We start from the raw sequence: 13,094 nt of genomic DNA, 5'->3' as shown, positions 1-13,094 counted from the left end.
GGAGCATGGGCAGCTCCCGGCGAATCCACCGCAGTCGGTCGTCATCACGTGACGGCCCGGACTTACCGGAGTGCTGAGCGCACATGTCCTCACGCGTACAAAAAAGGCTCTTGATCTCTGTCTTTGCCGCGGCGATAGTCGCAGCTCTTGCCGTGCTCGTCGCGCCCAGTAGCCCGGCCGCGGCGCACGGCAACGTCGTCGGTCCCGCGTCGCGCAACTACGGTTGCTTCGATCGATGGGGCTCCCGTTTCCAGGACCCGGTCATGGCGACCGAAGATCCGATGTGCTGGCAGGCCTGGCAGGCGAACCCGAATGCCATGTGGAACTGGAACGGCCTGTTCCGGGAAGGTGTGGCCGGGCAACACGAGACCGTCATCCCGGACGGGCAGCTGTGCAGTGCGGGCCACACGGAAAGTGGTCGCTACAACGCAATGGACACCGTCGGTGACTGGAAAGCCACCTCGATCGGCAACTCGTTCACGGTGTCGCTCTTCGACGGCGCGCGGCACGGCGCTGACTACATCCGGGTCTATGTGACCAAGGTCGGATACAACCCGATAACCACGCCGTTGAAGTGGTCGGACCTGGAGCTGATCAAGACGGTCCCGAACACGCCGGCGGCGCAGTGGACGCAGCAGCTGAGCAACGGTGTCCAGATCGACATCCCGGCCAGCGTTTCCGGGCGATCGGGGCGGGCCATGGTCTACACAATCTGGCAGGCCAGCCACCTGGATCAGTCGTACTACTTCTGCAGCGATGTGAACTTCGGCGGCAGCCAGCCGTCGTCGTCACCCTCATCGTCGGCTTCGTCATCTCCGTCGTCGTCTCCGTCGTCGTCTCCGTCGACCTCACCCTCGGCATCGGCCTCGCCCTCGGTGTCACCGTCGGTATCCACGCCGCCGGTCACCGGGGCTTGCGCCGCCGCCTACGGGGTGACCTCGCAGTGGCAGGGCGGGTTCCAGGGCGAGGTCAAGGTGACCGCCGGAAGTGCGGCGATCAAGAGCTGGACGGTGACCCTCGGGTTCAGTGGCACGCCGCCAATCCAGCAGACCTGGAACGCCACGCTGACCACCAGCGGGAACACGGCCAGTGCGACAAATGTGAACTACAACGGCAGTGTCGCGGCGGGTGCCAGCACTACCTTCGGCTTCCTGGGCACGGGCACGTCGTCGACGCCGACGGTCAGCTGTACCGCGACTACGTGACCCCTCGCGCAGCGGGTTCGCCTTTGTTACATTGATGTTAATGGGAGCGCTCCCAGACTCCCAGGCCGTCCCCCATCAACATCCCCAGAGAAACGGAGGCCAAGCCCACCCGCGTGGCACGGCTCCGTCCACGCACGTGCTGTGACTCCATCGACGGGGAATGAGGACGCCCCACCTCGTTCCCCGTCACCCTCCCGGTGCCCGGTTCCCCAACGTCGCGGCTTCCCCGCCGCGGCAACCACCGGCAAATACGGGAAAAGCCGGCCGCCTTCCCCGGCGGCCGGCTACACACCAACACCGCCCCATCCACGCCAACCACGCCAAGCGCGCCAAGCGCGCCATCTGCGCCATCTCCGCTATCTGCGCCATCCGCATCGATCGCACTGACCGCAGGAACCGCGCTGCCACGCCGGCCAAGGCACGCCCGCATCGCCGAAATTGCTCGCTCTGGGCAGGCGCCGGTCGCCATGACGGCGAGACTTGCCAAGATCCGGCACCGGCGAGTCGCCCACCACCGTCACTCGGTCGATCTAGGTGCAAGCACCGGTCGCCAGGACGGCGATGTTTGTCAAGATCTGGCGCAGGCCGGTGGCCCATCGCCGTTGGCCTCCCGATCTAAGCGGGTGGTGGCTAGCGGCCAGCAGTCGCGAAGTTAGCGCCCGGCGGTCGCCCAGCCGGCAGCCAACGCCGATCGACGGTCGCCCAGCCGGCAGCCAACGCCGGTCGGCGGTCGGCGGTCGGCGGTCGGCGATCGGCGATCGGCGATCGAGGGCGGGCAGCGGTGGCCACCCAGCCAGCGGCGGTCAGCGGCGGTCGCCCAAGCAGCGGCGGTCGCCCAGCCAGCGGCGGCGGAGTCAGCGGCGGCAGCAGCAGCGGCAGCAGCGGCAGCAGCGGCAGCAGCGGCAGCGGCAGCGGCGAGGGTTGTGGTGGTTATGAGCGGGTGCTTAGGCCCAGGGTGCTTTGGCGGGGCAGGACTCCTGAGGCGGCGATCTGGCCGGCTAGGGGGCCTGCGAGCTGGACGAAGCGGCCCACCTCGTTGTCGAGGGCCTGCCAGGGGCCGGCGGCGAGTTCGCTGGTGCGTTGTTCCAGGTCGGCTCGGGCTTTCACGCCGGCTTCGGTGGCGGTGCCGTCCTCGTTCACCCAGCCTCGGGCTGCCAATCTGGCCTGGGCGTCGTCCCACTCATCCGGGGTCCAGCCCCGGCTGGCGAACACCTCGGCCGGGGCGGCGCCGACGGCGGCGAACGAAACGAGCAGCTCGCACGGGTCGAAGCCGGCCACCAGGGCGGCCGCCACGTGACCGTCGCCGCGGTGTTCGCGCAGGATGGTGGCTGCCTGCCAGAGAACCAGGTGCGGCTGGTCGGCCCACTCCAGGCCGGCGTTGGCAGCCGCCAGCGGGCGACCCGCAGTGCCCGCCGCCGATGCCGCGCGCCGGGCCAGGCGTGCCGCCTCCGCCACCTCGGGACTTGCCACCCGTTCGTCGCCGAGCAGGTTACGCAAAGCCTGGTCGACGGCGGCGAGACGGCGCTCAACGATGGTCTCCGGCGCGGCGATCTCCCAGGCGGCCGGTATGTGCGCTTCGACCAGGCGCGGGCTGAAACTGTAGAACGCGGAGCTCACCGTCTCCGCTCCGACGGCACCGAGCGGAGCCGCCCGCCACGCGAAGTAGCTCGGCCAGCGGGTATCGACGTCGTACCCCAGCTTTGCCGCCTCGTCGATCACCTCGGGCGCGTAGTAGAGGATCGCGTGAATCGGCTCCACCACCCGCCAGAGTTGGCGTGCGAGGCCGTCCGGCGCACCCTGCATCTTGATCCTCCTGCGGTTTGCCGGGGCAGGCTGGCCGACAGGTCCCCGAATGTCCGGACCCGATCAAAGCACAGGAGTACGACAAACACCCGCAACACATGTCAGGCCCCCAGCCACCGCTGCGCACGCCAGCAGCCGATCTTGAGCGACTTTCCGCACTCCAGGGTCGGAAATCGCTCAAGATCCGCGCTGGGGCGGGCCGCGAGGGTGGCTGGCAGGCCAGCGGACCAGCAGGCAGGTGGTTACAGGTTGGAAAGGGCCTTTTGGGCTATCCGGAAGGCGGTGTTTGCCGCTGGGACGCCGCAGTAGATTGCGGTCTGGAGGATTACCTCTTTGATCTCGTCGGCGGAGAGGCCGTTGGTTCGGGCTGCTCGGACGTGCATCGCCAGCTCTTCGTGGTGGCCGAGAGCGATCAGTGCCGTCAGCGTGATCAGGGAGCGGTCGCGGCGGGCCAGGCCTTCGCGGGTCCAGATCTCGCCCCAGGCATAGCGGGTGATCAGGTCCTGGAAGTCTCTGGTGAACGCGGTTGTCCCCGCTGTCGCCCGGTCCACGTGTTCGGCGCCGAGTACCTCGCGGCGCACCTTGATCCCGGCTGCCCGCGACTCGTCGAAGTGCTGGTCCAGCAGGAACGCCACCACCTCCGGGCTCTCCGCCGGCGCCAGGTGGGCGATGTCCGGCAGGATCACCAGACGGCCGTTGACCACGCCGTCGGCGATCAGGGCCAGGCCGTCCGGTGGTGTCGGCTTGTCGTGGGCCCCGGCCACCGCGAGCAGGGGCGATGCGATCTCGGCGAGGCGGTCACGGACGTCGAAGGCGGCCAGGGCCTCGCATGCGTACGCGTAGCTGTCGTCGTCGGTTGCCCGCAGCGCGTCGAGCAGCGCGGCCGTGACCATCGGCGAACGTTCCGCGAAACCGGGTGCGAACCAGCGTTCGGCCGAGCCGGCGACGACGGACGCCGTGCCCTCGGCGCGGACCAGCGCCGCCCGCTCGTGCCACATCGCCGGGGAGCCGATCTGGGCGCCGGTGCAGAGCAGTGCGGCCGCGTTCACCCGGGACGGGAAGTCGAGCAGCAACTGGAGGCCGATTGCCCCGCCGATCGAGTCGCCGGCGTAGAAGAACGACCCCGACGGCCGGATCTGATCAGCGATGGCGATCACGTCGCGGGCCAGGTCGGCGATGGTGAACGGCGAGGTGGCCGGGGCGCTGCCGCCGTGGCCGGGCAGGTCGAAGCCGACCACGTGATAGCGGCCGTAGAGCCGCGACGCGCACCGCCGCCACATCGACTCGGCGCTGGTGCCGACGGACGAGCCCAGCAACAACAGCGGTCGATCCGGCGCATCGTCAAAAACGGTCACGCTCAGCACGCTCACTCCTTAGCGCGGGTGATCGCCGCGTCGATGATCTGGTCGGTGGCGCCGCGGTACGGCTCGCCGGGGGCCGCGTCCGGGGCGATCGAACGCTGTTCGGCGTCGATGCCGGGCCGGGCCGCGGCCAGGTTGGCGGTCATCCACGCCGTCTCCACGTGGAGGCCGGCCAGCAACTCGGCCGTCTGCGCGCCGGCTGTCACGGTGCGGCGGGTCAGGGTTCGCAGGGTGGCCCATTCGACGTGCCAGCCGCCGTCCGGCCGTTCGTCGACAGCGGCCGCCGCGCCCGCGTGCACCGTTGCCGCCAGGAACGGCGCGGCCAGGGCGGCGCGGCGGACCAGGATGGAGAGGACCGGGTTCTGTTTGTTGGGCATCGCGGACGAGCCGCCGCGGCCCTCGACCGCGCCTTCCGACAACTCATGAATCTCGGGGCGTGCCGCCACCAGGACGTCGTTGGCGATCCGGCCCCATGCGTCGGTGCAGGTCACGAGCGCGTCGGCGGCGCCGGTTAGCGGGGCCCGGGCGGTGTGCCACGGGTCCCGCGCCCGCAGGCCGAGCGCGCCGGCCGTCGTCTCGACAAGGTCGCGGACCACGGCCGGTGATCCGGCGAGGGACACCGGCGCGGCCAGGCTTCCGGCGGCGCCGCCCAGCTGCACCGGCAGGTCGCCGACGGAGGCGAGGCGGTCGCGGGCGTCGAGTACCCCAGTGAGCCAGCTCGCCGCCTTCAGACCGAAAGTGATCGGGATGGCGTGTTGGGTCAGCGTCCGTCCGGCCATCGGGGTGTCCCGATGGTCGCCGGCAAGCCTCACCAGACTGGCGATCTGCGCGCTCAGGTCGGCCCGGATCCGGCCGATCGCCTCGGTCAGGCACAGCACCAGTCCGGTGTCCAGCACGTCCTGGCTGGTCAAACCCTTGTGCAGCCAGGACGCGGCAGCCGGGTTACGGGCGGCGAGCCGTTGGCGCAGCAGCTTGAGCAAGGGAATCACCGGGTTACCACCCGACTCCGCGTCCCGGGCCAGCGCCTCGACGTCGTCCGGGCCGACCAGCCCGGTCAGGTCGTCGCGCGCGTCCGGCCCGGCGACACCGTGCACGACCAGGGCATCCAGCCAGGCCGCTTCGACCCGGACCATCGCCGCGAGCACCGACGCGTCCGTGAACAGGTCACCGGCACGGTCGTCGCCGGGCCACAACAGATCGCTCAACGCGTACCCCAGTGATCGAAGGCCGGGACGGCAGCGAGGCCGGCTGCCGCGTCGCTGGAGAGCGACCCGGCAGCTGGCCGCGGAAAAGGGGCGAAAATGATCAGGCCCATGCGTCGCGCAGGCGGGGGTAGGTGACGAAGACCGTCTCGGCGGGGCCCTGGAGGCTCACGTCGAAGACGAGGCCATGCGGTTCGCGCCGGGCGATCAGCGTGGCGCGGCGATCCGGGGCGACCGACTCCAGGAGCGTGTCCGTGGCGAGCAGGTCCGGGTCGTCGGGCAGGTAGGCGCGGGTGAACAGCCGGTCCAGCAGGCCGCGGGCAAAAACGGTCACGGCGAAGAACGGGGCTCGGCCCTGCTCGGTGGCGCCCGGTTCCAGGGTGAAGAACTGGTAGTGGCCGTCGGGGTCGGTGGCGGCGCGGCCCCAGCCGGTGAAGGTCCATCCGTCGCGACGCAGTGAGCCGGGGGTACGCAGGACGTGGCCCTGCGGGTCGGCCTGCCAGATCTCGAGGACCGCGTCCGGGACCGGGTTGCCGCCGCCGTCGGTGACGCGGCCGTGCAGGCGGACCGCGCGCGGGCTGGCCGGCGGGACCAGTTCGTTCATCTGCGGGAATTCCAGGCCAAGGTGGAAGAAGGGGCCGACGGTCTGGCCGGGAACCGCGCTCATGCCTGATCCTCGTCGATGTCGAGCGGAGTGCGGTGGGTGCCGGTGAGGACGATGTCCCAGCGGTACCCGGTGTTCCACTCCGGGGTGGTGAGGTCGTGGTCGTACTGGGCGATCAGCAGGTCCCGCGATTTCGGGTCGGTGATCGACTGGTAGATCGGGTCGTACTGGAAGAGCGGATCGCCCGGGAAGTACATCTGCGTCACGACCCGCTGGGTGAAGTCGAGGCCGAACAGCGAGAAGTGGATGTGCGCGGGGCGCCAGGCGTTGAGGTGGTTGCGCCACGGGTACGGTCCCGGCTTGATCGTCTGGAAGCGGTACGACCCGTCCGGCCCGGTGATGCAGCGGCCGACGCCGGTGAAGTTCGGGTCGTGCGGCGCCGGGTGCTGGTCGCGCTGATGCCGGTACCGGCCCGCGGCGTTGGCCTGCCACACCTCGACGAGCTGGTTCGCCACCGGGCGGCCGTCGCCGTCGAGGACGCGGCCGGTGACCACGATCCGCTCGCCGATCGGGGTGCCGGCGTGCTGGATGGTCAGGTCGGCCTCGTCGACCGCGACGTCACGGTGGCCGAACGCGGGCGCCCACAGCTCGACCGACTCCGGGTCGATCAGGTGCGCCGGCTGCTTCGGGTGCCGCAGGATGGAACTGCGGTACGGGGCATAGTCGATCTTCGGTTGCGGTCCGCCGGGTTGCTGGGCCGCTGCCTCGATCTCCCGGTTGATGTCAGCTTGTGACGACTCCATGTTCACGCTCCGGACGCTAGGCGGGTCGCGGCTTCACGGCGATAATCTACTTCCGCTGAGTGGAAGGGGGCGTCATGGGTGCATCGGTCACGTCCCGTGCCCTGGCCATCCTCGGCGCCTTCGACGGCGAGCACCGCGCCCTCTCCCTGACCGATCTCGCCCATCGGGCCGGGCTGCCCCTCGCGACCGCACATCGCCTGGTCGGCGAGTTGCACCGGTGGGGCGCGCTGGCCCGTGAGGCGAACGGCGATTACGTGATCGGGCGCCGGATCTGGCAGCTCGGACTGCTCGCGCCGGTGCAGAGCGGCCTGCGCCAGGCGGCTTCCCCATTTTTGCATGATTTGTACGGGACGACGCTCGCCACCGTGCATCTCGCGGTCCGCGACGGCCTGGAGGTGCTGTACGTCGAACGGCTCGCCGGGCACGTGTCGGTGCCCGTGGTCAGCCGGGTCGGATCCCGGTTGCCGATGCACTCCACCGGCGTCGGGAAGGTGCTGCTCGCCTACGCGCCGGAGGACGTACGGATGGAGGCGTTAAAGGCGTTGACTCGGATCACCGCCTACACCATCACCCAGCCGGCCCGCCTGCTCGAACAGCTGAAACGGGTCCGCGCCGAGGGATACGCCACCACCGGTGAGGAGATGAGCCTCGGCGCCTGCTCGGTGGCGGTGCCGGTCCGCAACGGGGACTCCGTGGTCGCCGCTCTCGGCATGGTCGTCCCCGATCTGCGCCGTCAGCTCCCCCGCCTGGTCTCCGCCCTGCAGGTCGCGGCGCACGGCATCGGCCGCACCCTGGCCGGCGCGCCTTCCGTTCAGTGGAAATAGGGTATTGCCCGATCACCGAACGGTCGCCGACGCTGTGGTGATGCGTACCCAGGTCGCCATCATCGGCGCCGGCCCCGCCGGCCTGCTTCTTTCCCACCTCCTCGCCCAGGGCGGGGTCGAGTCGGTGGTCCTCGAGACCCGCTCCGAGGAGTACGTGGCCGCTCGTATCCGGGCTGGGATCCTGGAGCATTCGAGCGTGGAGCTGCTGGAGTCGGTGGGCCTCGGCGACCGGATCCGCGCCGAGGGCGACCATCACCGGGGCATCTACCTGCAGTGGCCGGGCGAGCGGCACCATCTGGATTTCGTGGATCTGGTAGGCCGGAGTGTGTGGGTCTACGGCCAGACCGAGGTCCAGAAAGATTTGATCAAGGCACGAGCGGCGGACGGCCAGGAGATCCATTACGAGGTCACCGAGGTTGAGCTCCACGACGATCACGTGACTTTCACCGACAAGTCGGGGCAGAGCCAGCGACTGGACGCCACTGCCATCGCCGGCTGCGACGGCTCCTTCGGGCCCAGCAGGCAGGCGGTTCCCGCCGCGGAGACCTACGAAAAGGTCTACCCCTACTCCTGGTTCGGCATCCTCGCCGACGTCGCCCCGTCGACCGACGAGCTCATCTACGCCTGGCACCCCAACGGCTTCGCCCTGCACTCGATGCGCTCGGCCACCGTGAGCCGCCTGTATCTGCAGGTCCCGAACGGCACCGACCCGCAGTCCTGGTCCGACGACCGGATCTGGGACGAGCTCGCCACCCGCCTCGGCCACGGGCAGAACGGCTGGAAGCTCACCCCCGGCCCGATCACCGACAAGAGCGTGCTGCCGATGCGCAGTTACGTGCAGACCCCGATGCGGCACCACAACCTGTTCCTGGCCGGCGACGCCGCGCACATCGTCCCGCCGACCGGCGCGAAGGGCCTGAACCTGGCGATCGCGGATGTGGCGCTGCTCAGCAAGGCGCTGATCGCCAAGGTCAAGGAGGGCGATGAGAGGCTCGCGGACCGGTATTCCGACGACGCGCAGCGGCGGGTCTGGCGGTGCACGCACTTCTCCTGGTGGATGACGACGATGCTGCACACGTCCGGCGACCCGTTCGACGCGCAGCTGCAGTTGTCCCAGCTCAAGTGGGTGGCGAACAGCGAGGCCGGCGCGACCGGCCTCGCCGAGAACTACGCCGGCCTGCCGATCGGTTACTGAGCCTCGGGCTTCACATCCGTTGCGGGTGTACCCACACCCGCAACGGGTGTGGCGCTCGAATCGGGTAACGACCCGGCCGACGACGTCCCCTCCGGCGGGTTCGTCGCCTCGATGGTGGGTGGCGGCGTCCCGTGGTCGACCGCCTCGCGGTAGGTACCGGTCGGCAGCGTCGACGGCGACGCGTCCGACGGCACCTGCCCGTTCGGCGCGGCCGGTTCCCGGGCCAGCAGACCCTTGCCGAGCGAGCCGAGGGTGGCCAGGAACGCCACGTTGAACGCCGTCTCCCAGTCGAACGTGGTCACGTTGAACGCGCCGGCCAGGATCGACGCCGACAGCGAGCTGAGGAACGTCTTCGCGAGCCGGACCAGCAGGTCGGGCCAGAACGCCAGGTTGGTCTGCTTCGACAGGTACTGCACGCCGGTGAGCACGATCGACGAGACGAACGCGCTGATCGCGAGGGTGAGCGCCTCACCCCAGGGCAGCTTGACGACAGTGGTGATCCCGCCGGCCAGCAGGGTCGCGAAGAAGACCTGCCCCGCCGACCAGCCACCACGCTCCACGAAGTCGAGAACGACTGCTTTCCACTTAGGAACAACGTCCTGAGGAACAACGTCCGCCATGGACATCGAGGTTCCTCGCTGTGAAGATCAGGAGTAATCCCCCGAACGGGTCAGCAATGCGGTGATCGCCGCGCCGATGCCGGGGTGCACCGGGTACCGGCGGCTCAGCCACCGGAACGTCGTCCGGGCGGCCGCCACGTTGTGCGCGTACCCGGGGATCATCTCGGCGAGCGGCAGCACCTCCGCCGGATAGGCGCGCTCCACCCGCCGGGACACGTCGAACGGATCCCGGTACGGTGCCTCGCCGCTGGCCAGCCGCAACAGCGAGATGACCCGGTCGACGGCGTAGGTCTGGATGAACCGGGACGCGCTCAACCGCTCCCCGCGCAGCTCACGATGCAGGCCGACATAGATGTTGGTGAGCGCCTCGTTCAGGTGGAAGTCGACGGTGTCGTACGGGGTCCGCGGCACCGGCACCTCCGACTGGGCCAGCCCGGCCGGAGCGTCCGCACGCCGCCACACCACCCGCGCCCCGGAGAACGGGACGTGCGCCAGCTCGGTGGTGGTCAGGACCGCGTACTCCACGAAGATGCCGTCCTCGTACAGCGCCTTCCGTCCGTTTCGCTCGTGGGCGAAGCTGAACAGGAGCGGACATGGCGCTTCCAGCCAGTCGATGCGTTCGACGTACCGCGACCGCGCGCCCTCCGCGACGATCACGAAGAAGTCCAGGTCGGAGTGCTCGTCGAGCCGGGCTCTCTGTGCGCCCGCCGAGCCGAGCCCGAGCACCGCGATGGTGTCGTCCCGGTCAGCGAGGAATGTGGCGAGCTCGTCCAGGCGGCGCAGCGTCGGTTGCATCGTCACTCCTACAGATATCGGTGGATCCCTAAGGAGCTTCACCGATCCCCCGCCCGGTTCCAACCCCTAGCGTCATGCACATGATCCAGGATCTGCTCGGAGGACTACCCCCGATCGCGGTCTATCTGGTCGTGTTCGCCCTGGTCACATGCGAGACAGCGGTCCTCGCCGGCCTGGTCCTGCCGTCCGCCACCGCATTGATAGCCATGGGTCTCCTTGCCAACGCCGGCGTCGTCCCACTGCTCCCCGCCCTCGCCGTCGCGGTCACCGCGGCGATCCTGGGCGGCAACATCGCCTTCCGCTTCGGCTCGTTCCTCGGCCTCGGCCGGCACGCGGAACGCACCGAGCGACTCTTCGCCAAGCACGGCGGACGTGCGGTCTTTTTCGGACAGTGGGTGGTCGGTGCGCGGACACTGATGCCGCGCCTGGCCGCGCGAAATGGCGTACCCAGGAATCGCTTCCTTGCGTGGCACACGCCGGCGGCGAGTCTCTGGGCTCTATGGATGGTTGGCGCGAGTTACGCGGCAGGCGCGAGTTACGACGTTCTTGCCGCGCGCGCAGGGCGCGCGACAGGCGCGCTAGCGGCGCTGACGGTGCTCATTCTCGGACTCATCCTTGCAGGCCGTTGGATAGGTCAAAACCCGGATCCCGTACGCGCGATCGGCCTGGCGCTGCGCAATTTCCGGCCTTTCCGTGATTTTCCGGGTTTCCGGCCGCACCCGCTGGCAATGGCATCGCTGAGCCTGGGGTTCCTGGTGTCGACGGCCGCGCTGCTCGTCGTCATCGTGCCGGCGATGGTGCGGTTCAGCGGGCTGGCCGCGGTCGACGAGGCGGTTGCGGGGTGGGCGCGGGGGCAGTGGACGTCGGACGGGTACCTGTTCGCGCTGGAGACGGCGACGGCGGTGGTTCCGGAGGTGCTGATCGCGGTGGCGGTGGTGGTGTCACTGGCGCGTTCTTTCTTGCGGGCTCGTGGGGTGCGGGCCTGGCTGATGGAAGCGCTCGGACCCGTGCTTCCCGCGGTGATCTTCGCGGTGGTGCTCACACAGGCTTTCCCGGCCGGGTGGCAGGCGGCGGAGACGCTGGTGTTCCCGACGGTGGACGAGTTCGACGGGTGGGTGCCGGTCGACGCGGCGGCGATGGCTCTCGCAACGATGTCGGCCGGGCAGACCGCGCAGGTCGCGGCGGCGTCCGGGCTGCTCGCGTGGCTGGTGGCGCGCGGGCTGCCGTGGAAGTGGCAGGCGGCGGTCTGGACGTCGGCGGGGACGCTGGCGGTGCTCTGTGCGGGTTCGTGGGTCTATCTCGGGTGGAGCCGGATCAGCGAGACGGTCGCGGCGGTGATGCTCGGTGCGGCGTGGGCAGCGCTGAACGCGGCGATGTGGTCAGGTCGCACGTCCCGGGTTTCCGACGCGGCCGGTCCGGTCGACACGGGCCTGCGCCCCGGCACGGGCTGGCGCTTCGACGGGGCTGAGGACGCACAGCTCAGTCACAGAATTCATTGACACATTTCCAAGTATCTATTCCTAGGGTCTGCCGGGTCCCATCCCACGAGGAGGATCCATGGATAACGACGACGAACCGGTCGGCCGGGTACTCAGCCGCCGGCAGGCCCTCGCCGTACTCGGGCTCACCGGCGCCGGCCTGACCCTGGCCGGAACCGCCGCCCAGGCAGCAAGCGACACCGCTGTTGATCGTGTTGATCGTGTTGACTGTGTCGCGAAACCGGAGATGACGGAGGGTCCGTACTTCGTCGACGAAGGCCTCAATCGCTCCGACATCCGCGTCGACACCTTCGACGGCAGTGTCTCGGACGGCACCCGGCTCACGCTCGGCCTCGACGTCCTCCAGATCACCGGCGGCGCCTGCACATCGTTGCCGGACGCGGTCGTCGACATCTGGCATTGCGACGCGTACGGGGTCTACTCGGACGTGGCCGCCAACAACTCGGTCGGGCACACATTCCTACGGGGTTACCAGGTCAGCGATTCGTGCGGCCGGGTCCGGTTCGTGACGGTGCTGCCCGGCTGGTACCAGGGCCGGACCGTCCACCTCCACCTGAAGATCCGCACGATCGGCACAGACGGCAATCCGTACGAGTTCACCTCCCAGCTGTACTTCACCGACCCGTTCGGCGCGGCATACCTGGCGACCGAGCCGTATGCGGGCAAGGGCGCGCCGGACACGACCAACGCGACCGACGGCATCTATGCCGAGGCGGGCGAGCAGATGCTGCTGCATCCGCGCAGGGTGCGGGGTGGGTGGTCGGCGCGGTTCGCGATCGGCATGGACTTGTCGGACACGTCGGTGGGTGACGACGACAGCGGCGGAGGTCCGGGCGGTCCTGGAGGCCCGGGAGGTCCTGGTGGCCCTAGTGGCCCGCCGCCGTCCGGCCCGCCGCCGAGCGGTTCCCCGTCGCCCTCGCCGTCGGCCTCACCTGCCGACACCGCGTAATCGTCGGTCACACCGTCCGGGCTCGCTTGACGGCTGAGCTCGCGCGCTGAACGCCGGCCGGTCCGGGCTGGTGTTCAGCGCGGAGAAATCGGCCGCGAGACAGTACGGAAAGCCAGCTCGTGCCTCCCGGCGGCCACGAGCCGATGCTCCTATGGATGTCAAGTGGTGGGTGGGGTGTGGTTGGTGGTGATGATTTGGTAGATCTCGCGTGCTATGTAGCGTTTGAGGCAACGG

12 protein-coding genes are annotated in these 13,094 nt (G+C 69.5%); 5 read left to right on the top strand and 7 right to left on the bottom strand.

What is annotated here, in order from left to right; translation table 11 throughout:
• The first annotated feature begins 110 nt into the window (after positions 1-110).
• Positions 111-1,205, top strand: a complete 1,095-nt coding sequence (locus B0I29_RS44685; protein WP_483887907.1) for a lytic polysaccharide monooxygenase — start codon at positions 111-113, stop codon at positions 1,203-1,205.
• Between the two features lie 930 nt (positions 1,206-2,135).
• Here B0I29_RS44685 and B0I29_RS44675 read toward each other — a convergent pair.
• The 5 genes from B0I29_RS44675 to pcaH form a co-directional block, all read right to left on the bottom strand.
• Complete coding sequence (locus B0I29_RS44675; protein WP_111655255.1) at positions 2,136-3,008, bottom strand: SCO6745 family protein; 873 nt, start codon at positions 3,006-3,008, stop codon at positions 2,136-2,138.
• Positions 3,009-3,250: 242 nt separating this feature from the next.
• Positions 3,251-4,372, bottom strand: a complete 1,122-nt coding sequence (gene pcaDC / locus B0I29_RS44670) for a bifunctional 3-oxoadipate enol-lactonase/4-carboxymuconolactone decarboxylase PcaDC (protein WP_111655278.1) — start codon at positions 4,370-4,372, stop codon at positions 3,251-3,253.
• Between the two features lie 2 nt (positions 4,373-4,374).
• Positions 4,375-5,574, bottom strand: coding sequence for a lyase family protein (locus B0I29_RS44665; protein ID WP_111655254.1), 1,200 nt, complete (start codon positions 5,572-5,574; stop codon positions 4,375-4,377).
• Positions 5,575-5,674: 100 nt separating this feature from the next.
• Positions 5,675-6,238, bottom strand: a complete 564-nt coding sequence (gene pcaG, locus B0I29_RS44660) for a protocatechuate 3,4-dioxygenase subunit alpha (RefSeq protein WP_111655253.1) — start codon at positions 6,236-6,238, stop codon at positions 5,675-5,677.
• The gene (pcaH, locus tag B0I29_RS44655) at positions 6,235-6,978 is read right to left on the bottom strand and encodes a protocatechuate 3,4-dioxygenase subunit beta (RefSeq protein ID WP_111655252.1); all 744 of its coding nucleotides are present in this window, start codon (positions 6,976-6,978) and stop codon (positions 6,235-6,237) included. The genes pcaG and pcaH overlap by 4 nt, the downstream gene beginning before the upstream one ends.
• A gap of 74 nt (positions 6,979-7,052) precedes the next feature.
• Between pcaH and B0I29_RS44650 the strand changes: the two genes are divergently transcribed.
• Together B0I29_RS44650 and B0I29_RS44645 are read left to right on the top strand one after the other, a co-directional pair.
• The gene (locus B0I29_RS44650; protein WP_111655251.1) at positions 7,053-7,802 is read left to right on the top strand and encodes an IclR family transcriptional regulator; all 750 of its coding nucleotides are present in this window, start codon (positions 7,053-7,055) and stop codon (positions 7,800-7,802) included.
• A 40-nt stretch (positions 7,803-7,842) separates the two neighbouring features.
• Positions 7,843-8,997, top strand: a complete 1,155-nt coding sequence (locus tag B0I29_RS44645; protein WP_111655277.1) for a 4-hydroxybenzoate 3-monooxygenase — start codon at positions 7,843-7,845, stop codon at positions 8,995-8,997.
• Here B0I29_RS44645 and B0I29_RS44640 read toward each other — a convergent pair.
• Both B0I29_RS44640 and B0I29_RS44635 read right to left on the bottom strand, forming a co-directional pair.
• Entirely contained in the window at positions 8,991-9,623 is a 633-nt protein-coding gene (locus B0I29_RS44640; RefSeq protein WP_146617124.1) for a hypothetical protein, read from the bottom strand. The genes B0I29_RS44645 and B0I29_RS44640 overlap by 7 nt on opposite strands.
• Positions 9,624-9,644: 21 nt before the next feature.
• Positions 9,645-10,412, bottom strand: a complete 768-nt coding sequence (locus tag B0I29_RS44635) for a hypothetical protein (protein WP_146617123.1) — start codon at positions 10,410-10,412, stop codon at positions 9,645-9,647.
• Between the two features lie 80 nt (positions 10,413-10,492).
• Here B0I29_RS44635 and B0I29_RS44630 point away from each other — a divergent pair, with 80 nt between their 5' ends.
• Both B0I29_RS44630 and B0I29_RS44625 read left to right on the top strand, forming a co-directional pair.
• Complete coding sequence (locus B0I29_RS44630; protein WP_181558333.1) at positions 10,493-11,911, top strand: DedA family protein; 1,419 nt, start codon at positions 10,493-10,495, stop codon at positions 11,909-11,911.
• Positions 11,912-11,969: 58 nt separating this feature from the next.
• Positions 11,970-12,860 (top strand): dioxygenase family protein, encoded by an 891-nt coding sequence (locus tag B0I29_RS44625; protein ID WP_111655248.1) that lies wholly within the window; start codon positions 11,970-11,972, stop codon positions 12,858-12,860.
• The last annotated feature ends 234 nt before the right edge of the window (positions 12,861-13,094 follow it).

It is taken from the genome of Actinoplanes lutulentus (assembly GCF_003259845.1).
GTDB classification, from domain to species: Bacteria; Actinomycetota; Actinomycetes; order Mycobacteriales; family Micromonosporaceae; genus Actinoplanes; species Actinoplanes lutulentus.
The sequence above is the reverse complement of the archived record's forward strand: the minus strand, read 5'-3'. Positions and strand labels throughout refer to the sequence as shown.

What these genes read in the sequence shown, in the direction of transcription:
- B0I29_RS44675 (WP_111655255.1), bottom strand. Translation starts at nt 3,008, where the DNA reads ATGCAGGGTGCGCCGGACGGCCTCGCACGCCAACTCTGGCGGGTGGTG.
- pcaG (WP_111655253.1), bottom strand. Translation starts at nt 6,238, where the DNA reads ATGAGCGCGGTTCCCGGCCAGACCGTCGGCCCCTTCTTCCACCTTGGC.
- pcaH (WP_111655252.1), bottom strand. Translation starts at nt 6,978, where the DNA reads ATGGAGTCGTCACAAGCTGACATCAACCGGGAGATCGAGGCAGCGGCC.
- B0I29_RS44650 (WP_111655251.1), top strand. Translation starts at nt 7,053, where the DNA reads ATGGGTGCATCGGTCACGTCCCGTGCCCTGGCCATCCTCGGCGCCTTC.
- B0I29_RS44645 (WP_111655277.1), top strand. Translation starts at nt 7,843, where the DNA reads ATGCGTACCCAGGTCGCCATCATCGGCGCCGGCCCCGCCGGCCTGCTT.
- B0I29_RS44640 (WP_146617124.1), bottom strand. Translation starts at nt 9,623, where the DNA reads ATGTCCATGGCGGACGTTGTTCCTCAGGACGTTGTTCCTAAGTGGAAA.
- B0I29_RS44635 (WP_146617123.1), bottom strand. Translation starts at nt 10,412, where the DNA reads ATGCAACCGACGCTGCGCCGCCTGGACGAGCTCGCCACATTCCTCGCT.
- B0I29_RS44630 (WP_181558333.1), top strand. Translation starts at nt 10,493, where the DNA reads ATGATCCAGGATCTGCTCGGAGGACTACCCCCGATCGCGGTCTATCTG.
- B0I29_RS44625 (WP_111655248.1), top strand. Translation starts at nt 11,970, where the DNA reads ATGGATAACGACGACGAACCGGTCGGCCGGGTACTCAGCCGCCGGCAG.